Origin of the sequence: Pseudomonas sp. SC3(2021) (assembly GCF_019856535.1) — a bacterium.
GTDB classification, from domain to species: Bacteria; Pseudomonadota; Gammaproteobacteria; order Pseudomonadales; family Pseudomonadaceae; genus Aquipseudomonas; species Aquipseudomonas monsensis.
This window is the reverse complement of record NZ_CP082236.1, coordinates 863,233-887,024: the sequence shown is the minus strand read 5'-3', so window position 1 is coordinate 887,024 and position 23,792 is coordinate 863,233. Positions and strand designations below refer to the sequence as shown.

19 protein-coding genes and 1 rRNA gene are annotated in these 23,792 nt (G+C 59.9%); 7 read left to right on the top strand and 13 right to left on the bottom strand.

Features of this window, described 5'->3' with window-relative positions; translation table 11 throughout:
* Positions 1-126 precede the first annotated feature (126 nt).
* Both K5Y35_RS04055 and K5Y35_RS04050 read left to right on the top strand, forming a co-directional pair.
* Positions 127-858, top strand: a complete 732-nt coding sequence (locus K5Y35_RS04055; protein WP_123471118.1) for an ArsR/SmtB family transcription factor — start codon at positions 127-129, stop codon at positions 856-858.
* Positions 859-989: 131 nt separating this feature from the next.
* The gene (locus tag K5Y35_RS04050; protein WP_123471120.1) at positions 990-2,372 is read left to right on the top strand and encodes an MFS transporter; all 1,383 of its coding nucleotides are present in this window, start codon (positions 990-992) and stop codon (positions 2,370-2,372) included.
* Between the two features lie 121 nt (positions 2,373-2,493).
* Here K5Y35_RS04050 and K5Y35_RS04045 read toward each other — a convergent pair whose 3' ends face one another.
* The 3 genes from K5Y35_RS04045 to K5Y35_RS04035 all read right to left on the bottom strand — a co-directional run bounded on the left by K5Y35_RS04045 (position 2,494) and on the right by K5Y35_RS04035 (position 5,709).
* Positions 2,494-3,447, bottom strand: a complete 954-nt coding sequence (locus K5Y35_RS04045; protein WP_123471122.1) for an adenosine deaminase — start codon at positions 3,445-3,447, stop codon at positions 2,494-2,496.
* A gap of 80 nt (positions 3,448-3,527) precedes the next feature.
* On the bottom strand, positions 3,528-4,493 hold the full coding sequence (locus K5Y35_RS04040) for a 2-oxoglutarate and iron-dependent oxygenase domain-containing protein (protein ID WP_222833724.1): 966 nt from the start codon (positions 4,491-4,493) through the stop codon (positions 3,528-3,530).
* Between the two features lie 142 nt (positions 4,494-4,635).
* On the bottom strand, positions 4,636-5,709 hold the full coding sequence (locus K5Y35_RS04035) for a BMP family ABC transporter substrate-binding protein (RefSeq protein WP_123471126.1): 1,074 nt from the start codon (positions 5,707-5,709) through the stop codon (positions 4,636-4,638).
* A 285-nt stretch (positions 5,710-5,994) separates the two neighbouring features.
* Here K5Y35_RS04035 and K5Y35_RS04030 point away from each other — a divergent pair, with 285 nt between their 5' ends.
* The gene (locus K5Y35_RS04030) at positions 5,995-7,086 is read left to right on the top strand and encodes a calcium:proton antiporter (RefSeq protein WP_222833723.1); all 1,092 of its coding nucleotides are present in this window, start codon (positions 5,995-5,997) and stop codon (positions 7,084-7,086) included.
* A gap of 125 nt (positions 7,087-7,211) precedes the next feature.
* On the opposite strand, the gene K5Y35_RS04025 is transcribed toward K5Y35_RS04030, so the two are convergent.
* From K5Y35_RS04025 to K5Y35_RS04015, 3 genes are all read right to left on the bottom strand, one after another.
* Entirely contained in the window at positions 7,212-8,570 is a 1,359-nt protein-coding gene (locus tag K5Y35_RS04025) for an 8-oxoguanine deaminase (protein ID WP_222833722.1), read from the bottom strand.
* A gap of 254 nt (positions 8,571-8,824) precedes the next feature.
* Entirely contained in the window at positions 8,825-9,520 is a 696-nt protein-coding gene (locus K5Y35_RS04020) for an SDR family oxidoreductase (protein WP_222833721.1), read from the bottom strand.
* 27 nt (positions 9,521-9,547) lie between these two features.
* Positions 9,548-9,898 carry a MerR family transcriptional regulator gene (locus K5Y35_RS04015; RefSeq protein WP_222833720.1) on the bottom strand — a complete coding sequence of 117 codons (351 nt, stop codon included), beginning with the start codon at positions 9,896-9,898 and terminating at the stop codon, positions 9,548-9,550.
* 83 nt (positions 9,899-9,981) lie between these two features.
* Here K5Y35_RS04015 and K5Y35_RS04010 point away from each other — a divergent pair, with 83 nt between their 5' ends.
* On the top strand, positions 9,982-10,428 hold the full coding sequence (locus tag K5Y35_RS04010) for a hypothetical protein (protein WP_222834435.1): 447 nt from the start codon (positions 9,982-9,984) through the stop codon (positions 10,426-10,428).
* A gap of 59 nt (positions 10,429-10,487) precedes the next feature.
* Here K5Y35_RS04010 and K5Y35_RS04005 read toward each other — a convergent pair whose 3' ends face one another.
* The 7 genes from K5Y35_RS04005 to K5Y35_RS03975 form a co-directional block, all read right to left on the bottom strand.
* The gene (locus K5Y35_RS04005; protein WP_123471136.1) at positions 10,488-11,414 is read right to left on the bottom strand and encodes an ABC transporter permease; all 927 of its coding nucleotides are present in this window, start codon (positions 11,412-11,414) and stop codon (positions 10,488-10,490) included.
* Positions 11,414-12,520, bottom strand: coding sequence for an ABC transporter permease (locus K5Y35_RS04000; RefSeq protein WP_222833719.1), 1,107 nt, complete (start codon positions 12,518-12,520; stop codon positions 11,414-11,416). The genes K5Y35_RS04005 and K5Y35_RS04000 overlap by 1 nt, the downstream gene beginning before the upstream one ends.
* Before the next feature lie 13 nt (positions 12,521-12,533).
* Positions 12,534-14,081, bottom strand: a complete 1,548-nt coding sequence (locus tag K5Y35_RS03995) for an ABC transporter ATP-binding protein (RefSeq protein WP_222833718.1) — start codon at positions 14,079-14,081, stop codon at positions 12,534-12,536.
* A gap of 541 nt (positions 14,082-14,622) precedes the next feature.
* Entirely contained in the window at positions 14,623-15,204 is a 582-nt protein-coding gene (locus tag K5Y35_RS03990) for an IMPACT family protein (RefSeq protein WP_123471142.1), read from the bottom strand.
* An 8-nt stretch (positions 15,205-15,212) separates the two neighbouring features.
* Positions 15,213-15,863, bottom strand: a complete 651-nt coding sequence (locus K5Y35_RS03985; RefSeq protein WP_123471143.1) for a TetR/AcrR family transcriptional regulator — start codon at positions 15,861-15,863, stop codon at positions 15,213-15,215.
* Positions 15,864-15,950: 87 nt separating this feature from the next.
* Positions 15,951-17,339, bottom strand: a complete 1,389-nt coding sequence (locus K5Y35_RS03980; protein ID WP_222833717.1) for a uracil-xanthine permease family protein — start codon at positions 17,337-17,339, stop codon at positions 15,951-15,953.
* A 164-nt stretch (positions 17,340-17,503) separates the two neighbouring features.
* On the bottom strand, positions 17,504-18,424 hold the full coding sequence (locus K5Y35_RS03975; protein ID WP_123471147.1) for a LysR family transcriptional regulator: 921 nt from the start codon (positions 18,422-18,424) through the stop codon (positions 17,504-17,506).
* Positions 18,425-18,562: 138 nt separating this feature from the next.
* On the opposite strand from K5Y35_RS03975, the gene K5Y35_RS03970 reads away from it, so the two are divergent.
* The 3 genes from K5Y35_RS03970 (at position 18,563) to K5Y35_RS03960 (ending at position 23,714) form a co-directional block, all read left to right on the top strand.
* Positions 18,563-19,912, top strand: coding sequence for an aspartate aminotransferase family protein (locus K5Y35_RS03970; RefSeq protein WP_123471149.1), 1,350 nt, complete (start codon positions 18,563-18,565; stop codon positions 19,910-19,912).
* Between the two features lie 144 nt (positions 19,913-20,056).
* Positions 20,057-21,550 (top strand): CoA-acylating methylmalonate-semialdehyde dehydrogenase, encoded by a 1,494-nt coding sequence (locus K5Y35_RS03965; protein WP_222833716.1) that lies wholly within the window; start codon positions 20,057-20,059, stop codon positions 21,548-21,550.
* Positions 21,551-22,179: 629 nt separating this feature from the next.
* Positions 22,180-23,714 (top strand): 16S ribosomal RNA (locus K5Y35_RS03960).
* Positions 23,715-23,792 lie beyond the last annotated feature (78 nt).

The window sequence follows — 23,792 nt, the reverse complement described above, 5'->3', positions numbered from 1 at the left end:
CAGGCTGCTGAGCCAATGGCCTGCCTTGCCCCGGTTCAGGGTGATGCGCGCGCCTTGGCCGATGCCCCATTACTGGTCAAGATGTCTCCGAGCAGTAGACGATACGATTCCACAGGGAGTGAATACATGGAACATGCACCTTGCATCAGCCAGATCGCCACGCTGCTGGCCGATCCCAAGCGCAGCGCGATGATGTGGGCGTTGATGGATGGCTCGGCCCGCCAATCCGAGGAGCTGGCGTTGCTGGCAGGGTTGTCACCATCCTCGGCGAGCGCGCATCTGGCGCGTCTGTCCACTGGCGGTCTGTTGAAGGTCGAAGTCCGTGGTCGCAAACGCTTTTTCCGTCTCTCGGCACCCGAGGTCGGCGCCGCCATCGAAGCGCTGGCCAGCGCTACCATCGCCAGCGCACCACGGGACATTCCCGAGATTTTCAAACGCACTACACCGATGGCCAAATCCCAGGCGGCACCTTCTTCGCTGTTGCGCGCACGCTTTTGCGATGACCACCTGGGCGGCACGCTGGCCGCTGACCTGTATCAGCGACTGCTCGACGTCGGCTGGATCGAACAGTTTGAGCAACGCGTAGTGGTCACCCACAAGGGCGCGAAACAGCTGGCCGGTCGCGGGGTTTTCATCCAGGCACTGGCACACCGCAATGTGCAGGTGGCCTGCGCCTGTCCGGACTGGAGCGAGCGACGCCCACACTTGGGCGGCTCTCTCGGCGCGGCGCTGCTGCAGTTGTTCATGCAGTCGGGATGGCTGACCTTGCCCAATGACTCCAGAGCCCTGCAATTGACGGCCACAGGCCAGCGTGAATTGCAGCGGTTTGCCCGGGAAACCGAGCTGGAAATGGCGTGATAGAGCATTCGTGATCGACGTCAGGCCGTCCCGGCGTCGCCTACGACTGTGAGCAGGTCGCATTCAGTACGACCTCTGAATCACCATCGCGCACACTCGATCCGGGGAATTTCCGGATGGGGGAGCACGATATGGACACTCAACGCTTTAGCGCGGCAGAACGCCTGGAACGTCTGCCACTGAGCGGGTATCACCGCATCATTTTCATCATTATTGCTTTGGCGTTCTTCTTCGACTCCATGGACCTGGCGATGATGACGTTTCTGCTCGGCTCGATCAAAAGCGAATTCGGCCTGAGCAGCGCGCAAGCCGGCCTGCTCGCCAGTTCGAGTTTTTTCGGCATGGTGCTGGGGGCGTCGCTGTCGGGCCTGCTCGCCGACCGTTTCGGCCGCAAGCCGGTGTTCCAGTGGAGCATCGTGTTGTGGGGCGTTGCCAGTTACCTGTGCTCGACGGCGCAAACCGTCGAGATGCTCACGCTGTTCCGCATCCTGTTGGGAATCGGCATGGGCATGGAGTTTCCCATCGCTCAGTCGATGTTGTCGGAGCTGATTCCGGCGCAACGACGCGGACGCTACATTGCCCTGATGGATGGTTTCTGGCCGTTGGGGTTTGTTGCGGCCGGGGTGCTGTCGTATTTCCTGCTGCCAGTGATTGGCTGGCGCGACATCTTTCTGGTGTTGGCGGTGCCGGCGGTGTTTGTCCTGGCGATCCGTTTCTTTATCCCCGAATCGCCGCGCTGGCTGGAACAGGCCGGGCGGCATGAGGCGGCAGACAAGGTCTTGGCTGCGATCGAACAGCGCGTGCGCGCATCGCTCGGTGTCACCACGTTGCCCGAGCCGGTGAGTTTGCCGCGGACGGTGACGCCTCCGGGCAGCTTTTTCTCGGCCCTCAAGCAAATCTGGTCGGCGCAATACCGCCGCCGCACGACGATGATCTGGAGCTTGTGGTTTTTCGCGCTGTTGGGTTTTTACGGCCTGACGTCGTGGCTCAGTGCATTGCTGCAACAGTCGGGTTTCGCCGTGACCCAGTCGGTGTATTACACGGTGCTGATCTCGCTCGGCGGGATTCCCGGGTTTCTGATGGCGGCGTGGCTGGTCGAGCGCTGGGGGCGCAAACCGGTGTGCATCGTCACCTTGCTCGGCGGTGGGGTGATGGCGTTTTTCTATGGCCAGAGCGCGGTGTTCGGCGGCAACGTGGCACTGCTGATCAGTACGGGGCTGCTGATGCAGTTTTTCCTGTTCGGCATGTGGGCGGTGCTCTACACCTACACGCCCGAGTTATATCCAACCTCGGCGCGGGCGACCGGTTCGGGGTTTGCCTCGGCGATTGGCCGGGTCGGCTCATTGCTCGGGCCGTTGGTGACCGGGCTGGTGTTTCCGATAACCGGGCAGGGCGGGGTGTTTGCGCTGGGGGCGTTGTGTTTTGCGATCGCGGCGGGGGTGGTGTGGCTGTTCGGGATGGAGACGCGGGGCAAGACGCTGGAGGAGCTGACTGAAACCCAAGTCGCAGGCTGAACACAAATCCAATTGTAGGAGTGAGCCTGCTCGCGATGGCGGTGTGTCAGATACAGATGTTTCGACTGACACGACGCAATCGCGAGCAGGCTCACTCCTGCAAAGGGTTATGCGCTGAGGCTTACGGTTTTACCAGACGCGCATCCAGGCTGTTTTGCGCCAGGCGCTTGGCCTGATCCTGGGTCATGCCCAGGTGTTCGTACAACGCATGGAAGTTCTCGGTGACATAACCGCCGAAGTACGCCGGGTCATCGGAGTTCACCGTGACCTTCACCCCACGCTCGAGCATGTCGAGGATGTTGTGCTGCGACATATGATCGAACACGCAAAGCTTGGTGTTCGACAGCGGGCACACGGTCAGCGGGATCTGCTCGTCGATGATCCGCTGCATCAGGCGCTCGTCCTCGATGGCGCGCACGCCATGGTCGATGCGCTGGATTTTCAGCAGGTCGATCGCTTCCCAGATGTACTCTGGCGGACCTTCTTCACCGGCGTGGGCGACGGTCAGGAAACCTTCGTGGCGAGCACGGTCGAACACCCGCTGGAATTTGCTTGGCGGGTGGCCCATCTCGGAACTGTCGAGGCCGACGGCAACGAAGGCGTCACGGAACGGCAGCGCCTGATCGAGGGTTTTCTGTGCTTCGTCTTCGCTCAGGTGGCGCAGGAAACTGAGGATCAAACCGCTGGTGATGCCCAGTTGCTGCTCGCCATCCTTCAGCGCCGCGGCGATACCGTTGAGCACCACTTCGAACGGGATGCCCCGGTCGGTGTGGGTCTGCGGGTCGAAGAACGGCTCGGTGTGAATCACGTTCTGCGCCTTGCAGCGCAACAGGTAGGCCCAAGTCAGGTCGTAGAAATCCTGGGAGGTGCGCAGCACGTCGGCGCCCTGGTAATACAGGTCGAGGAATTCCTGCAGGTTGTTGAAGGCGTAAGCCTTGCGCAGGGTTTCGACGTCGCTCCACGGCAGGGCGATCTTGTTGCGTTCGGCCAGGGCGAACAGCAGCTCGGGCTCCAGCGAGCCTTCCAGGTGCAGGTGCAGTTCAGCCTTGGGCAAGGCGTTGAGCCAGTCGTACATATGCTTTTCTCATCAGGTGCAATGACGGCATTCTACAGATGCTCGCTGAAACAATTGGCAAAACCTGACCAAGCGATCCATCAGACCGCTTCTTGCTCGCGACGATAGGCGTAGGTGTCGGCAAAGCGCGACAGCAGGAATTCGGCGCAGGTGGTGGTCGGATATTTCGCCGGGTGTTGTAAGTCCTGGCAACCGGGCAGGCATTCGATGCGGGTGTCCGGGTGCGGCTCGGCGAAGAACGGCATCGAGTAGCGATCCACCCCCAGCGGGCTGATCACCCGGTGCGGTGTCGAGCGATAACGGTCGTTGCTCCAGCGCGCCATCATGTCGCCGAGGTTGACCACGAAGGTGCCTTCGATGGGCGGCGCATCAATCCAGTCGCCATTGACGTTTTTCACCTGCAGGCCGCCGGCGCTGTCCTGATAGAGCAGGGTGATGCAGCCATAATCGGTGTGCGCCCCGGCGCCTTGCTGCTCGGCGCTGCTGGCGGTGTGACGCGGCGGGTAGTGGATCATGCGCAGCACGCTGACCGGCTCATTGAAGCGCGAGTCGAAGAAATCGCGTTCGATGCCCAGCGCAATGGTCATCGCCCGCAGCAGGGTTTGCGCCAGCGCCTGCATGTCGAGGTAATGCTGCTCCATCAAGGCTTCCCAGCCTGCTTGCGCCGGATGACGATTGGGCCCGCGCAGCGGTTTTTCCGCGAGCACGTCTGGATGATCGGCCGGCAGGTGCAGGCCCATGTCGAAGGTTTCTTTGAGGTCGCTGGGTTTGTCCGGGTCGAGCTGCTCGGTGGCGATAGCGCCGTAGCCGCGATGATGGCGGGTCTGGGTGATGTCGATCCTGAGTTTTTCTTCGGCCGGTTGTGCGAAAAAGCGTTGCGCGTGATCGAGCAGGGCAGCGATGCGTTGCGTGGAAATCGGATGGCCCTTGATGTAGAAGAAGCCCCATTCGCGGCAGGCCTGGTCTATATGCCCGGCCACGGCGGGCCAGGCGTTTTCGTCGTTGGAGTAGAGCGGGCTGATGTCGATGATCGGAAGCTGATCCATACGCAATCCTTGAATACGCTGAAACTCAAATGTGGGAGCTGGCTTGCCAGCGATAGCGGTCTGACAGGCAACAATGATGTCGAATGTGATGGCCTCATCGCTGGCAAGCCAGCTCCCACAGGGGCCGTGTCGTTAGTAAAAGTTACTTCGGCATCTCGGCCTTCATCCCTTCAACGTAGTAGTTCATCGACGCCAGTTCGGCATTGGTCGCACTCACGCCCGCCGGGATTTTCTCCACGCCGGCCTGATCCTTGATCGGCCCGGTGAACGGCTGCAATGCACCGCTCTTGATGTCGGCGATGATCTGCTCGGCCTCGGCTTTCACCGGGGCCGGCACCAGATCGCTGATCGGCAGTTCAACGGTGCCTTCCTTCAGTCCACCCCAGTAATCCTGCGACTTCCACGTGTGGTCGATCACGCTTTGCGTGGCCTGAATGTAGTGCGGCGCCCAGTCGTTGACGATCGAGGTCAGCACCGCTTTCGGGCCGAAGTGCGCCATGTCCGAGGCGTAGCCCACGGCGTATACGCCCCGCCGTTCGGCGGCCTGGATCGGCGCCGGGCTGTCGGTGTGCTGAAACACCACGTCCACGCCCTGATCGATCAGCGCGTTGGCGGCATCGGCTTCCTTGCCCGGGTCGAACCACGAGTTGACCCACACCACTTTGATTTCGGTGCCGGGGTTGTATTTGTTCAGGGCCAACTGGATGGCGTTGATGTCGCGGATCACTTCGGGAATCGGGAAGGAGGCGACGTAGCCGATCTTCTTGGTCTTGGTCATCTTCGCGGCGAGGAAGCCACCGACATAACGGCCTTCATAAGTACGCGCGAGGTAGGTGCCGAGGTTCTTGTCCTGCTTGTAGCCGGTGGCGTGTTCGAAGGTCACCTTGGGAAACTGTTTGGCGACTTTCAGCGTCGGGTTCATGTAGCCGAACGAGGTGGTGAAGATCAGGTCGTAGTTGTCCTTGGCCATGTTGCGGATCACCCGCTCGGCGTCGGCACCCTCGGCGACGTTTTCCACGTAGTTGGTGGTGATTTGTCCGCCGAGTTTTTCGGCGAGGGCCTTGCGCCCCTGTTCATGCTGATACGTCCAGCCGTGGTCGCCGATCGGGCCGATGTAGACGAAACCGACCTTCAGCGGATCGGCAGCGCTGGCGCTCAGGCTGATCCCCAGACCGATGGCGGCGCACAGCAGTTTGTGCAGCGGACGTATTTGCATGAATTGGAGCTCCTTTTGTTGTGTGTGGTCGAGGGCAATGCAAATTGCTGACCAACAGGACAACAAACGGCTCGAATCCGTATGAAGGCCATCGCGAGCAGGCTCACGCCTACAGGGGACCGCATTCCTCTGTAGGCGTGAGCCTGCTCGCGACAGGGCCTGCAAGGCCAATAAAAGTGCACCTGCCAAAGTACCGCTATCAGTTGGTGCGCTAAGGTGTAACGAAACGTTAGCGCCGCGCCGCAGTCAGTAGCTCATTCGAACCTCTCGGCAAAAAGGCCCGCCATGCTCACGATTCTCAAGCAAGAAAGCTTTCTGCTGCTGGCGGTGATTGCCGCGTGCATCGCCTACCCGCTGGAACACTGGATGCTGCACAGCGGGCAGATCGTCGCGTTGATCTCGGGTCTGGTGCTGATCGCCTTCATCGTCGCTGCCTCGATGCGCGTCGCCCATCATGCCGAACTGCTCGCGGAAAAAGTCGGCGACCCCTACGGCACGATGATCCTGACCCTCGCCGCAGTGCTGGTGGAAGTGGTGATTCTGGCGATCATGATGAGCAACGAGGCGTCGGCCACGCTGGTGCGCGACACGATCTATTCGGCGGTGATGCTCGACATCAACGGCATCCTCGGCCTCGCCGCGTTGATGGGCGGACTCAAGCACGGCGAGCAGTCGTACAACGACGATTCGGCGCGCAGCTACAGCGTGATGATCCTCACCGCCATGGGCGTTTCGATGGTGGTGCCGGAGTTTATTCCGGCGGCCAACTGGAAGATTTATTCGGCGTTCACTATCGGCGCGATGGTGGTGCTTTACGCGTTGTTCCTGCGTATGCAGGTCGGCCCGCACAGTTACTTTTTCAGCTATAGCTACCCGGACAAGCGCCGCAAGAAAGAGCCGGTGGAGGAGGCGCAAAAACCGCTGAGCCTGGCGTGGTCGATCGGCATTCTGGTGTTCGGGGTGGTGGTGATCGGCGCGCTGGCCGAAGTGATGTCCAAGACCCTCGATCTGGGCCTGGAAGGCACAGGCGCACCGCCGGTGATCACGGCGATTCTGGTGGCGGCGATTTCGGCGGCGCCGGAGATTTTGACTGCGTTGCGTGCGGCGTTGGCCAACCGCATGCAATCGGTGGTGAACATTGCGATGGGGGCGTCACTGTCGACGGTGATCCTGACTGTGCCGGTGATGGAAGCGATGGCGCTGTACACCGGCCAGCCATTTCAAATGGCGATGACCCCGGTGCAGACGGTGATGATCTTCATCACGCTGATCGTCAGCGCGATCAACCTGAATGACGGCGAGACCAATGCCATCGAAGGCATGACGCACTTTGTGCTGTTTGCGACCTTCATCATGTTGTCGCTGCTGGGCCTTTAAGCCCACCACCCAACAATTGCAGGAGTGAGCCTGCTCGCGATAGCTGAGTGTCAGTCGAGATATTCATATCTGACAAACCGCAATCGCGAGCAGGCTCACCCCTGCAGGGTTTAACCCGTTTGGGATCAGGTCCCGGCGATCAACTGCCGAGCCGCCTGGCTGTGATCAGCGATCAGGCCTTTGAGGTCCAGCCCTTCGACCTGACCATCCACCACGCGCCACTTGCCACCGATCATCACCCGATCCGCGCGGTCCGCACCGCACAACAACAGTGCCGATATCGGATCATGGCTGCCGGAGAAACGCAGCTCATCGAGCTTGAATAGCGCCAGATCCGCTTGCTTGCCCACCGCCAGTTCACCAATGTCGGTACGCCCCAATAGGCTTGCCGAGCCTTTGGTTGCCCAGCCCAGCACGCGTTCCGGGGTGATCTTTTCCGCACCGTAGCGCAGACGCTGGATGTACAGCGCCTGCCGCGCTTCGAGGATCATGTTCGACGCATCGTTGGAGGCCGAGCCGTCCACGCCCAGACCAAACAGCGCACCGGCATCGGTCAAGTCGATACTCGGGCAGATGCCGGACGCCAGGCGCATGTTCGAGCTCGGGCAATGGCAGATACCGGTGCCGGCCTGGCCAAGGCGGGCGATTTCGTCGGGGTTGAAGTGGATGCCGTGGGCCAGCCAGGTGCGCGGGCCGAGCCAGCCGACGCTGTCCAGATAATCCACGGTGCGCAGGCCGAAGCGCTGCAGGCAGAAGTCTTCTTCGTCGAGGGTTTCCGCCAGGTGCGTGTGCAGGCGCACGTCGAGCTTGTTCGCCAGTTCGGCGCTGGCCGACATGATTTCCGGGGTTACCGAGAACGGCGAGCACGGCGCCAGAGCGATCTGGATTTGCGCACCGTCGCCACGCTCGTGGTACTCGTGAATCAGGCGCTGACTGTCGTCGAGAATCACCTGGCCTTCCTGCACGGTTTGCTGCGGTGGCAGGCCGCCGTCCTTCTCGCCGAGGCTCATCGAGCCACGGGTGAGCATGGCGCGCATGCCCAGTTCACGCACGGTTTCGACTTGCACGTCGATGGCGTTCTCCAGACCTTCCGGGAACAGGTAGTGGTGGTCGGCGGCGGTGGTGCAACCCGACAGCAACAGCTCGGCCAACGCCACTTTCGTGGCGAGGGCGAGTTTTTCCGGGGTCAGCCGCGCCCACACCGGGTAGAGAGTTTTCAGCCACGGGAACAGCGGCTGATTGACCACCGGCGCCCAGGCGCGCGTCAGGGTTTGATAGAAATGATGGTGGGTGTTGATCAGGCCCGGCAGGATCACATGCTCGCGGGCATCGAACACTTCATTGCACGGCGCGGACGGTTGTTGACCGGCTGCCAGCACTTCGACGATCACGCCGTCTTGCAGCACCAGACCGCCACGGGCATCGAGCGCATTGGCCGTGAAAATGGCGAGGGGATTTTTTAACCAGGTACGGGTCGCGGGCATGTTGCCGGCTCCTCTGAAAGTGGGGTTCAGGGTTGCCAGCTCAGTGTTGCCCTGTCTGCTGATCCAGGGTCGCCGCGAAGGACGAGGCGCGCAGTTTCAAACAAATCGCGGCATCGGGCAAGCCCAACCCGACAGGACAACTCACATCCCTGTGGGAGCTGGCTTGCCAGCGATGGCGGCGGATCAGCCACCTCATGCGGAGACTGACACGCCGTCATCGCGGGCAAGCCCGGCTCCCACAGGATTTGCTTTGCTCACCAGGGAATGGTTTCACCCTTGTAGTTGATGAAGTGATGCCCACCCTTGCCGGTGTACGCATTCACCTGATCAATCAGCCCGCGAGTGCTGGTGTCCACGTCAAGGTCGGCACCTTCACCGCCCATGTCGGTCTTCACCCAGCCCGGGTGCAGCGACAGCACCGTGAGTTTCTGCTCGCCCAATTGCGTGACGAAACTGTTGGTCATCGAGTTCAGCGCGGCCTTGCTCGCTTTGTACAGCGCCAGTTCCGGCGCGTCGGGTACGGTGACGCTGCCCAGCCCGGAACTCATGAACGCCAGTACACCGCTGCCGTCGCGGATCTGCCCGACGAAGCGTTGCGCCAGATTGATCGGCGCCACCGCGTTGGTGAAGAACAACTGGCCGACTTCGGCCAGTGTCGCGCCGCCGGGCGTTTGCACTTCCGGGCCCTTGACCCCGGCGTTGACGAACAGCAGGTCGAAGGTTTCGCCCTTGAGCTGTTGGCTCAGGGCAATCACGGCTTGCTGATCATCCATGTCGAGCTTTTCGATCTGCACGTTGCCCAGTGCTTTCAGCGCCTCGGCGTTCGCAGGATTGCGAACCGTGGCGGTGACATGCCAACCGTCGGCCAGCAGGGTTTTCACCAGGCCCAGGCCGAGGCCCCGGGAGGCGCCGATGATCAGTGCGTGCTTGGCAGGATTAAGTGCGGACATGATGGGCGTTCCTTGAAAGTTGAAATATCACGGGTTCAATGGACAGCGTTGAGCGAGCCGATGCTGCAATTCGTGGCGCAGCTCGCCGAGCTCGGCCATGCGGGTTTCGACCAACTTGAGCTTGTCTTGCAGCAGTTGCGTGACAGTAGTATCGGGGTTTGGCGATTGCCACAACGCGCCAACGCTGTTGCCGATCTCGCCGAGGGTAAAGCCCAGGCGCTGCGCCGTTTTGATGTAGAGCACCAGTTGCACCATCTCCGGCGGATAGTCGCGATAACCGTTGGCGCTGCGTCGTGCCGTGATCAATCCGCGCTCTTCGTAAAAACGCAACGTGTCACGACTGACATCGCAGGCCTGGGCTAACTCACCGATGCGCATCTTGCAGATCTCGAAAGTGTTTGACCCTGGAGCATACTCCAGGCTTTAGCGTGGTTGCTCCCTGAATTTTCGGAGCAAGGATGATGTGGACTTCAACGCAGTATCGGCAGTTGGTGCGCGGCAGTGCCTGGTATGACTTGATCGTGACGGCGGCGTTTGTCACACCGTGGAGTTTTGCTGTGTTGCATGGGTTATTGACGGCGCTGAGTCAGGCGCTGGATCTGCCCGGCGAGCTGCCGCCGTTCGAACCTGTGCATCGGTTGATGGCTAATTTGTTCGGTTCGGTGGTGTGCATGTGGGCGGTGCTGCGGATTCGTGATCCGCAGCAGATTTATGGGCGCTATGACGCGGTGACGCGATTTCTGTTCGCCGCGTGGCTGGCGTATGCCTTGGCCCACGGCGCCAGTTCGTTGGTGGTAGGTTTTCTGGTCCTTGAACTGGCGTGGGGTATTGCTCAGGTGTTGCCTGTGAGTAAGTCTTCGCGAGCAGGCTCGCTCCCACAGGAGGTGGGTATCACCTCACATTCCTGAGTCGGGCGCGGAAAATGTGGGAGCGGGCCTGCTTGCGAAGAGGCCCGCCCACACACTAATCAATGGCCGGCCTGCCAAGGCTGCCCCAGTGATACCGGCGCATACAACCGAGTCCGCACCGCATCGCGCGACAACAGTACCAACACTACAATCGTCGCCACATACGGCAGCATCGCCAGCAGACTCGACGGAATCGCCAGCCCCAGCCCCTGCGCCACCAGGTGCAGGATGCTGGCGAGGCCGAACAGGTAAGCCCCGAGCAACAGGCGCCACACCCGCCAACTGGCAAACACGACCAGTGCCAGGGCGATCCAGCCGCGCCCGGCGGTCATGTTCTCGGCCCACATCGGTGTGTATGCCAGCGACAGATACGCCCCGGCCAACCCTGCCATCGCCCCGCCGAACAGCACCGCCAGGGTGCGCACGGTCAGTACCGGCAACCCCATCGCACTGGCGGCATCCGGGTTTTCGCCGACTGCCTGAATGATCAACCCGACACGACTCTTGATGAGCACCCAGGCCACCAGCGCAAACAGGGCGAACGACAGGTACACCAGCAGATCCTGGGCAAACAGCATCCGCCCGATCAGCGGAATTTCACTCAAGTACGGAATCGCCAACGGCTCGAAGCCGGCCAGTGGTTTACCGACCCAGGCCGCACCAACAAACGTCGACAGTCCCACACCAAAAATCGTCAGGGCCAGGCCGGTCGCTACCTGATTGGCGTTGAACACCAGCGCCACCAGGGCAAACAGCGACGACAACAGCATGCCGGCGAGCATCGCCAGCAACACACCCAACCACAGGTTGCCGCTGTTCAGTGCCACGATAAATCCGATGACAGCGCCAAACAGCATCATCCCTTCCTGGCCGAGGTTGAGCACGCCGCTCTTCTCGCAGATCAGTTCACCCAGCGCCACCAACAACAGGGGTGTGCCGCAACGCACCATGGCGTAGAAAATATTGCTCAGCAGATCAATGTCCATCACAGCGCTCCGGCGGTTGCGGCAGTGGTCGAGGTGCGCCGTGCCCAGCGCTGTTTCAGGCGTGGCCGATAGAGAATCAGCACGTCACAGGCGAGCAGGAAAAACAGCATCATGCCCTGGAACAACTGGGTGATTGCTTGCGGCAGGTTGAGGGTCATCTGCGCATTTTCGCCACCGATGTACAGCAGCGCCATCAGCAGGCTGGAGAACAGAATGCCGATTGGATTCAGGCGCCCGAGAAACGCCACGGTAATCGCCGCGTAGCCATACCCCGGCGACACCTGTGGCACCAGTTGACCGATCGGCCCGGTCACTTCGCAGACTCCGGCCAGCCCGGCCAAACCGCCGCTGATCAATAGCGCCAGCCAGATCAGCCGTTTCTCGCGAAAACCGACAAACCCCGCTGCACGCTTGTCCAGCCCAAGCACTTTGATCTGGAAGCCGACAAAGCTTTTCTTCAACAGCACCCACACCGCGACCAACGCGAGCAGGGCGAAATACACCCCGGCATGTACACGGCCATCCTCCATCAGCAACGGCAGACGACTGGCGTCACCGAACATCGCCGACTCGGGAAAGTTGAACCCGGCCGGGTCCTTCAGCGGCCCGTGCACGCAGAACAGCAACAGGTTCAGCGCGATGTAATTGAGCATGATGCTGGTGAGGATTTCATTGGCGTTGAAGCGCGTGCGCAACCACGCCGTCAGCCCGGCCCACGCGGCACCGGCGAGGGTGCCGGTGAGCAGGATCAGCACCAGCGCCCAGCGGCTTTGCATGTCGATGATGTTCACTGCCAACGCACTGCCGGCGAGTGCACCAAGCAACAGTTGACCTTCGGCACCGATGTTCCAGATGCGCGCCTGATAAGCCACGGCCAGCCCGAGTGCGCAGAGCAGAATCGGCAACGCCTTGACCAGCAATTCGGAGACGCCATACAGGTCGCTGACCGGTGCAATCAACAGGGTGTGCAAGGTGTGCAGCGGATCATGACCGAGGGCCATAAACAGCAGCGAACCGCAGCCCAGTGTCAGTAGCGCCGCCAACAGCGGCGAGCACCACAGCATCAGGCGCGATTGCTGGCCACGGGGTTCGAGGGAAAGCAGCATGTGAATAACTCCGTTAAGCCGTGGCGGATGAAGGGGGATTGTCGAACTGGCCGGCCATCCAGCCGCCGACATCGCTCAATAAAGTGTCCGCCGTGTTGTGCAGGGCTGACAGGCGCCCCCCGCACAATGCACCGAGGCGGTCGCTGATCTGGAACAGTTCGTCGAGGTCTTCGGAGATCACCAGAATCGCCGCACCGGCATCGCGCAACGCGATCAGCGCACGGTGGATCGTCGCGGCCGCGCCGACATCCACGCCCCAGGTCGGGTGCGCGGCAATCAGCAGCTTCGGTTGCTGGAGGATTTCCCGGCCGATGATGAATTTCTGCAGATTGCCGCCGGACAGGCTGCGCGCAGCGGTTTGTGTATCCGGGGTTTTCACGCCGAAACGCTGAATGATCTGCTGAGCAAGGGCTTCGACTTTGCCGCGCGCGATCAAGCCGTTGCTGACCAGCCCTTGTTGAAACGCCGTCAGCAGGGCGTTGTCCGCCAGATTCAGTTCCGGCACCGCGCCATGCCCGAGACGGTCGGCAGGGACGAATGCCAGACCGAGTTTGCGTCGTGCATCCGGGCGTAAATCGGCGACCGCGTGTTCGCCAAACCGAATCGTCGCGGCCTCGGCGCGGGGCAGGGTGTGCTCACCGCTGAGCAGGGCCAGCAGTTCATCCTGCCCATTGCCCGCCACCCCGGCGATGCCGACAATTTCACCGCTGCGCACTTGCACGTCGATATCGCTGAGTGAGCAGCCGAACGGGTCCGGGTTGTGCCAGCTCAAGCCCGCCACCTGTAAATACGCCGCGCCGCCACTGACTTTCGGGTAGTCGCCGATCAACGCCGCCGCCTCGCCCACCATCAGTTGCGCCAGCTGTTGATCCGAGCATTCGGCCGGTACGCAATGCCCGGCCACGCGGCCGCCGCGCAACACTGTGGCGCTGTGGCACAAGGCGCGCACTTCCGCGAGTTTGTGGCTGATAAACAGAATGCTGCAGCCCTCGGCCGCGAGGCGGCGCAGGGTGACAAACAGGTCGTCGGCTTCTTGCGGTGTCAGCACCGAGGTCGGTTCGTCGAGGATCAACAGGCGAATGTCTTGCATCAGGCAGCGCACAATCTCCACCCGTTGTCGCTCGCCGATCGACAGGCTGTGGACAAGTCGCTCCGGCTCCAGCGCCATGCCGTAGCGCCGTGAGACTTCACGGATCTTCGGCTCCAGCTGTTTCGGCGTGCCGGCCTTCGCGCCCATTGCCAGGGCAATGTTTTGCGCCACGCTGAGGGTTTCGAACAACGAGAAATGCTGGAACACCATGCCGATCCCCAGTTGCCGCGCTTGCGCCGGGTTGCGCACGGTCACGCGCTGACCGTGCCAGTGCATTTCGCCGGCGTCGGCCTGGGTGACGCCGTAAATGATCTTCATCAACGTGCTCTTACCGGCGCCGTTTTCACCGAGCAGCGCATGGATTTCTCCGGGGGCGATCGTGAGATCAAGGGCGTCGTTGGCCAGACAACCGGGGTAGCGTTTGCTGATATGGCGCAGTTGCAGGCGCGGGAGGGGAGGCGCGATAGGCATGACAGGCTCGACTGGCTTGGAGTTGTGCCTGTGGATAAAGCAATTTCCTGGCCATTGAGTCAGGAACCGCCGGTGCCGCTGCATCAAGGCACCTTGGGTAGAGCATTCGCCGGCAAATCGCAGTGTTGCCTGGCACCAATGCAGAGCAAAGCCGTTGATCCGGCTCCAGTTTTGCCCGCTGGTAACTGATCAAAAAACGAACAATCGCGTGGGAGCTATGCAGAACCTGCGACTGCGCCAGCCATGAACGGGTTATCCACAGGTTGCTCCACAGTATTTGTGCGCAAGCTTCCCGCCGAGGCATAAGCACGATGGTGCTTTCTTCCAATGGCGATAAACACGGCTAACTGATTGTTTCTGCGTGAAATTTCCGTTTCATTGCGAGGATTGAACGAAAAGTGAACAAACCGCGCAAAGCCACGTGACAGAAGGGTTACAGCGGTATGTGCTCAGGTTATCCACAGTTGGGTGCACAGCGGATGTGGGCAACTCTGGGGAATAAGGCATTTCGGGGTCGCCCCAAAAGATCGCAGCCGTGCTGTTAACGCTGCAGCAGAATCCGCCCGCGACTCAAATCCGCCAACTGCGTTTGCAGCAACTGAATCTGCGCCTCACCCACCGCCAGCTGCAATTCAACACCATTGGCGGTGAAGTGTTCTTCCACCACCAGGCCGCCCAGATCCGCCACTCGCAGCTTCACCAGTGGCAACTCGGCAAAGCCGCAGGCACAGCGCAGCGGCACGCGGCTGATCAACTCGGTTTTTTCCGCGTTTTGCAGGCACTTGTTCGCGCCGCCGCCGTAGGCTCGGGCCAATCCGCCAGTGCCCAGTTGAATACCGCCGTACCAGCGGATCACCAGCACCGCGACCTGATCGCAATCCTGCGCCTCGATCGCCGCCAGAATCGGCCGCCCGGCGGTGCCACCGGGTTCGCCATCGTCGTTGCTGCGGTACTGGTCGCCGAGCTTCCACGCCCAGCAGTTATGCGAAGCGTTCAAGTCGCTGTGTTGCTCGAAGAACGCCTGCGCGTCGGCAGGGCTGCTGATCGGTGCGGCGAAGGTGATAAAGCGGCTTTTGCGAATCTCTTCGCGGTACTCGCACAAGCCGCTGAGGGTGAAAGGCATAAAACGTCTTATACAGAAGGAGTGAGGCCGCAGCCTTTGAGAATGATGCGGATCAGGTTGTTGCCGGCGTCTTCCATGTCCTGTTTGGTCAGCTTGCTGCGTCCGCTGACCCGACAGATCTGCGTGGCGAAGTCCGCGTAATGCTGCGTGCTGCCCCACAGCAGGAAGATCAGGTGTACCGGATCGACCGGGTCCATTTTGCCTGCATCTATCCACGCCTGAAACACGGCGGCCCGACCGTTGAACCAGGCGCGGTAATCCTGGTTGAAATATTCGCTCAGGCATTCACCGCCGCTGATCACCTCCATCGCGAAAATCCGCGAGGCCTGTGGCTGGCGACGGGAGAACTCCATCTTCGCGCGAATGTAGCGAGTCAGCGCTTCGGCCGGATCGTCCTCGGCGGTGAGGGTGTTGAAGGTGCTGTCCCACAGCTCGATGATGTTGCTCAGCACCGCCACGTACAACCCCAACTTGTTGGTGAAGTAGTAATGCAGGTTCGCCTTGGGCAACCCGGCATTCTGGGCAATGGTGTTCATGCTGGTGCCTTTGTACCCGTGACGGGCGAACTCGTCTTCGGCGGCTTTGAGGATGGTCTCTTCGTTCTTCTGACGAATGCGGCTGGCGGGTTTGCCGCCGTGGGCTGGGACTTCAAAGGTCATAGGCACTTCCGGGTTTGTCTGTGGGTGCAACCAGTTGCGTTGATAGCGCACCCACAGGGATCCGACAAGTCCTGATGCATAAAACCGTTACGCCTGTTCGATCTTGTTCAGTGGCGCCGGCATTTGTCTGGTCGTCGATTTGGACTCTGGCAGCAACAGGCAGAGGCTGATTGCCGTCAGGCCACCGCTGGTGATCGCCGAGTCGAACAGGTTCTGTACCAGTTTCGGCAGCAAGTGCAGCAGGTTCGGTTGCGCTGCGATGCCCAGGCCGACCCCGAACGACGTGGCAATAATCAACATGCTGCGTCGATCCAGCGGCGACTGCGCGAGGATACGCACGCCGGCCGCCGCAACCGCACCGAACATCACCAGTGTTGCGCCGCCGAGCACCGGTTTCGGAATCTGTTGCAGCACCGCGCCGATCATGGGGAACAGGCCGAGACAGAACAGAATCGCGCCGATGTACAGCCCGACGTAACGGCTGGCCACGCCGGTCAACTGGATCACGCCGTTGTTCTGCGCGAACGTCGTATTGGGGAAGGCACTGAAGGTGGCAGCGATCAAGCAACTCACGCCGTCGCCCAATACACCGCCGCGCAAACGGCTTATATAAGAAGGGCCGCTGATGGGCTGGCGGGCGAGCATGCAATTGGCTGTGAGGTCGCCGACGGTTTCGATGGTGCTGATCAGATAAATCAGCGCGACGGGCAGGAAAGCCGTCCAGTCGAAACTGAAACCGAACTTGAATGGCGTAGGAAGGCTGACCAGTGGCAAGTCAGGCAATGGCTGCGGCACCAGTTTCCCACTGAACCACGCGGCCAGACTGCCCAGCACCAAACCGATGATGATCGCCGAGAGTCTTACCCACGGCGTGTTCGAGCGGTTGAGCAGGATGATCGTCAGCAGCACGAACACCCCCAGTGCCAGATTGCCCGGTGCACCAAAGTCAGGTGCATTGAAACCACCGCCCAGGTCTGTGATGCCGACCTTGATCAGGCTGATGCCGATCAGGGTGATGACAATCCCGGTCACCAGCGGTGTCACGACCCGGCGCAATTGGCCAATGAAACGGCTGAGGACGATCTGCACCACGGCGCCGAAAAAGCACACGCCGAAAACCATCGCCAGAATGTCTTCCGGGCTGCCGCCGCGTTGCTTGACCAGAAACCCGGCCGAGAGCACCGCGCCAAGAAACGCAAAACTGGTGCCCTGCAAACAGATCATCCCGGCGCCGATCCCGAACGGGCGGCGCGCCTGAATAAAAGTGCCGACCCCGGACACCATCAGCGCCATGCTGATCAGGTAAGGCAGATGCGCGGTCAAGCCAAGCGCAGAGCCGATCACCAGCGGCGGCGTGATGATGCCGACGAAACTGGCGAGTACGTGCTGTAGCGCGGCAAGAATGGCGGCCAGGGGGTTGGGGCGATCGTCGAGGCCGTAGATCAATTCGCTGGATGGTTCAGAATCTGGCTGCATGGTTTTGGTTTCTTGTTCAGGGATCGAGTTCACCCTTCACTGCAAAAACCTGTCCACTTGCTCAGCTTTATGGTTGTACACCTTCCAATGCAGGAGTTGCCGAAGGCTACGATCCTTTGATTTTGCTGTTCGAGGCCGAAGCGGTTGATCCTGGGTTTATATTTTCAACGCGTTGCCGCCAGGCTCTCGAGAAAGCTTTCCAGCACCAAATGAGGGCGCCTGCCCTTGCGCGTGACCGATGCGAGGCTCAGGTCGTAGAACCGCGTCGTCGATTTCAGCGCACGCAAGCGCCCTTGTTGAACCCACAGGCTGGCGTAATGATCCGGCAGATAACCGATATAACGCCCGGTCAAAATCAGAAACGCCATACCCTCACGGTCAGACGCACTGGCGGTGCAGTTGAGCGCCTGGTAATGCGCCTGAATCTCCGCCGGCAAACGAAACGTCGGGGCAATCGCGTCCTGGTCATTAAGGCGCTGGTCTTCCAGTTGCTTGTCATCGACATAAAACAACGGATGACCCACCGCGCAGTACAGCAGCGAGCGCTCGCTGTACAACGGCTGATACTCCAGCCCCGACAACGCACTGGCCTGGGGTACCACGCCGACATGCAGGCGGCCGTCGAGCACGCCTTGTTCGACTTCATTGGGGGCAATCATGCGGATCTGGATCTGCACGTCCGGCCCGCGTTCTTTCAATTGCGCCAGAGCGTGGGTGATGCGCATGTGGGGGAGGGTGACGAGGTTGTCGGTCAGGCCGATGATCAACTCGCCGCGCAGGTGCTGATGCAGGCCATTGACCTCGGTGCGGAAACTTTCCAGTGCACTTAACAGTTGCAGCGCCGACTGATAAACCTCACGCCCTTCTTCGGTCAGCGAGAACCCGGCGCGTCCGCGCTGGCATAGACGCAGGCCGAGGCGCTGCTCCAGATCGCTCATCTGCTGGCTGATCGCCGAGCGGCCGATGCCGAGCACGGTTTCCGCTGCCGAAAAGCCGCCGCACTCCACCACACTGCGGAAAATCCGTAGCAGGCGTATATCAAAATCACTGACCTGAGCCAGTGGATCGGGGCGACGGCTGCTCATAATGTTGTGCTCATTGTTTAGCAGGGATCTAACTGAAGGTTAGAAAAGTTGGATTTCACCGACTTTATCGCCGTGGCAATTTAGCTGCAACAACGCTTTCTATCTCCCTGACGCTTATGCCCTGCGAGGTTTTGCCCGATGAACATGCCTGAAAACGCGCCGTCGCCACTGGCCAGCCAACTGAAGCTGGACGCGCACTGGATGCCGTACACCGCCAACCGCAACTTCCAGCGCGATCCGCGTCTGATCGTCGGTGCCGAAGGCAGCTGGCTGTTCGATGACAAGGGCCGCAAGATCTACGATTCGCTGTCTGGTCTGTGGACCTGCGGTGCCGGTCATACCCGCAAGGAAATCCAGGAAGCTGTCGCCAAACAACTGGGCACTCTCGATTACTCGCCGGGCTTCCAGTACGGCCATCCATTGTCGTTCCAGTTGGCCGAGAAAATCACTGACCTGACCCCGGGCAATCTGAACCACGTGTTCTTCACCGACTCCGGTTCCGAGTGCGCCGACACCGCGGTGAAAATGGTCCGTGCCTACTGGCGCCTGAAAGGTCAGGCGACCAAGACCAAAATGATCGGCCGTGCTCGTGGTTACCACGGTGTGAACATCGCCGGCACCAGCCTCGGCGGCGTCAATGGCAACCGCAAGCTGTTCGGTCAGGCGATGATGGACGTCGATCACCTGCCCCACACCTTGCTGGCCAGCAACGCGTTCTCCCGTGGCATGCCGGAGCAGGGCGGTATCGCCCTGGCCGATGAACTGTTGAAGTTGATCGAACTGCACGACGCCTCGAACATCGCGGCGGTATTCGTAGAGCCAATGGCCGGTTCCGCTGGTGTACTGGTGCCGCCTCAGGGTTATCTGAAGCGTCTGCGCGAAATCTGCGATCAGCACAACATCCTGCTGGTGTTCGACGAGGTGATTACCGGTTTCGGCCGCACCGGTTCGATGTTCGGCGCTGAAAGCTTTGGCGTGACCCCGGACCTGATGTGCATCGCCAAGCAGGTCACCAACGGCGCGATCCCGATGGGCGCGGTGATTGCCAGCTCCGAGATCTACCAGACCTTCATGAATCAGCCGACCCCGGAATACGCCGTGGAATTCCCGCACGGCTACACCTACTCGGCGCACCCGGTGGCGTGCGCCGCTGGCCTGGCGGCACTCGATCTGCTGCAAAAGGAAAACCTGGTGCAGAGCGTGGCCGAGGTTGCACCGCATTTCGAGAACGCGTTGCACGGCCTGAAAGGTTCGAAGAACGTCATCGACATCCGTAACTATGGCCTGGCTGGTGCGATCCAGATTGCCCATCGTGATGGCGACGCCATCGTGCGTCCGTTCGAAGCCGGCATGGCCCTGTGGAAAGCCGGGTTCTACGTGCGCTTCGGCGGCGACACCCTGCAGTTCGGCCCAACCTTCAACAGCAAGCCGCAAGACCTCGATCGTCTGTTCGACGCGGTTGGCGAAGTGCTGAACAAGCTCGACTGATTTACGCATGACCTGTAGGAGCCGAGCTTGCTTGCGAAGGTGCACTGAAGCGCGCCGATGCAGTTCGGTTCCGACCCAAAGCTACCTATATATAGAAGGCGCTCCCTGGCGGGCGCCCAGCGTACAAAATTCAGGAGTCCCCCGATGAGCGTTATCCCGCATTTGATCAATGGCGAACTGGTGACCGAGAACGGTCGCGCGGTTGATGTGTTCAACCCGTCTACCGGTCAGGCGATCCACAAGCTGCCACTGGCCAGCCAGGCAACCATCCAGAAAGCCATTGATGCCGCCAAGGCTGCGTTCCCGGCGTGGCGCAACACGCCACCGGCCAAGCGCGCCCAGGTGATGTTCCGCTTCAAGCAACTGCTGGAGCAGAACGAAGCGCGCATCTCGCAATTGATCAGCGAGGAACATGGCAAGACCCTGGAAGACGCTGCCGGTGAATTGAAACGCGGTATCGAGAACGTCGAGTTCGCCTGCGCCGCCCCGGAAATTCTCAAGGGTGAGTACAGCCGCAACGTCGGCCCGAACATCGACGCCTGGTCGGACTTTCAGCCATTGGGCATTGTTGCCGGTATCACCCCGTTCAACTTCCCGGCGATGGTGCCACTGTGGATGTACCCGCTGGCGATCGTCTGCGGCAACTGCTTCATTCTCAAGCCATCCGAACGCGATCCAAGTTCGACCCTGCTGATCGCTCAACTGTTGCTGGAAGCCGGTCTGCCGAAAGGCGTGATGAGCGTGGTGCATGGTGACAAGACTGCCGTTGACGCGTTGATCGAAGCGCCGGAAGTCAAGGCGCTGAGCTTCGTCGGTTCGACGCCGATTGCCGAGTACATCTATGCCGAAGGCACCAAGCGCGGCAAGCGCGTTCAGGCTCTCGGCGGCGCGAAGAACCACGCGGTGCTGATGCCGGATGCCGATCTGGACAACGCCGTCAGCGCACTGATGGGCGCGGCCTATGGTTCCTGCGGCGAGCGCTGCATGGCGATCTCGGTAGCGGTGTGTGTGGGCGACCAGGTGGCCGATGCGCTGGTGGCGAAACTGGTTCCACAGATCAAGGCACTTAAAATCGGTGCCGGCACTTCGTGCGGTCTGGACATGGGCCCGCTGGTCACCGGTCAGGCGCGCGACAAAGTCAGCGGTTATGTCGATGACGGCGTAGCCGCAGGCGCGACCCTGGTGGTCGACGGTCGTGGTCTGAGCGTGGCGGGTCATGAGGAAGGCTTCTTCCTCGGTGGCTGCCTGTTCGACAACGTCACCCCGAAAATGCGCATCTATAAAGAAGAGATCTTCGGTCCGGTACTGTGCGTCGTTCGGGTAAACAGCCTGGAAGAGGCGATGCAACTGATCAACGATCACGAATACGGTAACGGCACCTGCATTTTCACCCGTGACGGTGAAGCGGCGCGTCTGTTCTGCGACGAGATCGAAGTTGGCATGGTCGGCGTCAACGTACCGTTGCCGGTGCCGGTGGCTTACCACAGCTTTGGCGGCTGGAAGCGTTCGCTGTTCGGCGACTTGCATGCTTATGGTCCGGATGGTGTGCGCTTCTATACGCGTCGCAAGGCTATCACCCAGCGTTGGCCACAGCGTGCGAGCCACGAAGCTTCACAGTTCGCGTTCCCTAGCTTGTAACTGGAAGGGATGACCAAGGCCGACCTTTAAAGGTCGGCCTTGGTGTTTTCGGGCTTTTTTGACCGATATGACAAAATTATGAAAATAGGGGTTGACGGCAAATTCTGGAAGTCTATAATTCGCCCCACTTCCGGCGCAGTCGAAACGGAAAACTCCTTGAGATTCAATGAGTTACGCAGTTTTCGACAGTGGCTTGCTTCAGATTATCGAAGCCTGGAAAGAGTTGGAAATGCCGGTTGATCTGGCGCTTTCAACGGTTCGATCTTCTCGGTCGAAAGCGGAGAAAAAGAGGTGTTGACAACGGCGAGTAACGCTGTAGAATTCGCCTCCCGCTAACGAGAGATCGGAAGCGCAAGTGGTTGAAGTTGTTGAGGAAATCTTCGAAAACTTCTGAAAATAATCACTTGACAGCAAATGAGGCTGCTGTAGAATGCGCGCCTCGGTTGAGACGAAAGATCTTAACCAACCGCTCTTTAACAACTGAATCAAGCAATTCGTGTGGGTGCTTGTGGAGTCAGACTGATAGTCAGCAAGATTGTCAGCATCACAAGTTACTCCGCGAGAAATCAAAGATGTAACCAACGATTGCTGAGCCAAGTTTAGGGTTTCTTAAAAACCCAAAGATGTTTGAACTGAAGAGTTTGATCATGGCTCAGATTGAACGCTGGCGGCAGGCCTAACACATGCAAGTCGAGCGGATGAAGTGAGCTTGCTCACGGATTCAGCGGCGGACGGGTGAGTAATGCCTAGGAATCTGCCTGGTAGTGGGGGACAACGTTTCGAAAGGAACGCTAATACCGCATACGTCCTACGGGAGAAAGCAGGGGACCTTCGGGCCTTGCGCTATCAGATGAGCCTAGGTCGGATTAGCTAGTTGGTGAGGTAATGGCTCACCAAGGCTACGATCCGTAACTGGTCTGAGAGGATGATCAGTCACACTGGAACTGAGACACGGTCCAGACTCCTACGGGAGGCAGCAGTGGGAATATTGGACAATGGGCGAAAGCCTGATCCAGCCATGCCGCGTGTGTGAAGAAGGTCTTCGGATTGTAAAGCACTTTAAGTTGGGAGGAAGGGTTGTAGATTAATACTCTGCAATTTTGACGTTACCGACAGAATAAGCACCGGCTAACTCTGTGCCAGCAGCCGCGGTAATACAGAGGGTGCAAGCGTTAATCGGAATTACTGGGCGTAAAGCGCGCGTAGGTGGTTCGTTAAGTTGGATGTGAAATCCCCGGGCTCAACCTGGGAACTGCATCCAAAACTGGCGAGCTAGAGTATGGTAGAGGGTGGTGGAATTTCCTGTGTAGCGGTGAAATGCGTAGATATAGGAAGGAACACCAGTGGCGAAGGCGACCACCTGGACTGATACTGACACTGAGGTGCGAAAGCGTGGGAGCAAACAGGATTAGATACCCTGGTAGTCCACGCCGTAAACGATGTCAACTAGCCGTTGGGAGCCTTGAGCTCTTAGTGGCGCAGCTAACGCATTAAGTTGACCGCCTGGGGAGTACGGCCGCAAGGTTAAAACTCAAATGAATTGACGGGGGCCCGCACAAGCGGTGGAGCATGTGGTTTAATTCGAAGCAACGCGAAGAACCTTACCAGGCCTTGACATCCAATGAACTTTCCAGAGATGGATTGGTGCCTTCGGGAACATTGAGACAGGTGCTGCATGGCTGTCGTCAGCTCGTGTCGTGAGATGTTGGGTTAAGTCCCGTAACGAGCGCAACCCTTGTCCTTAGTTACCAGCACGTAATGGTGGGCACTCTAAGGAGACTGCCGGTGACAAACCGGAGGAAGGTGGGGATGACGTCAAGTCATCATGGCCCTTACGGCCTGGGCTACACACGTGCTACAATGGTCGGTACAAAGGGTTGCCAAGCCGCGAGGTGGAGCTAATCCCATAAAACCGATCGTAGTCCGGATCGCAGTCTGCAACTCGACTGCGTGAAGTCGGAATCGCTAGTAATCGCGAATCAGAATGTCGCGGTGAATACGTTCCCGGGCCTTGTACACACCGCCCGTCACACCATGGGAGTGGGTTGCACCAGAAGTAGCTAGTCTAACCTTCGGGAGGACGGTTACCACGGTGTGATTCATGACTGGGGTGAAGTCGTAACAAGGTAGCCGTAGGGGAACCTGCGGCTGGATCACCTCCTTAATCGACGACATCAGCTGCTCCATAAGTTCCCACACGAATTGCTTGATTCATTGAAGAAGACGATAGAAGCAGCCCGAA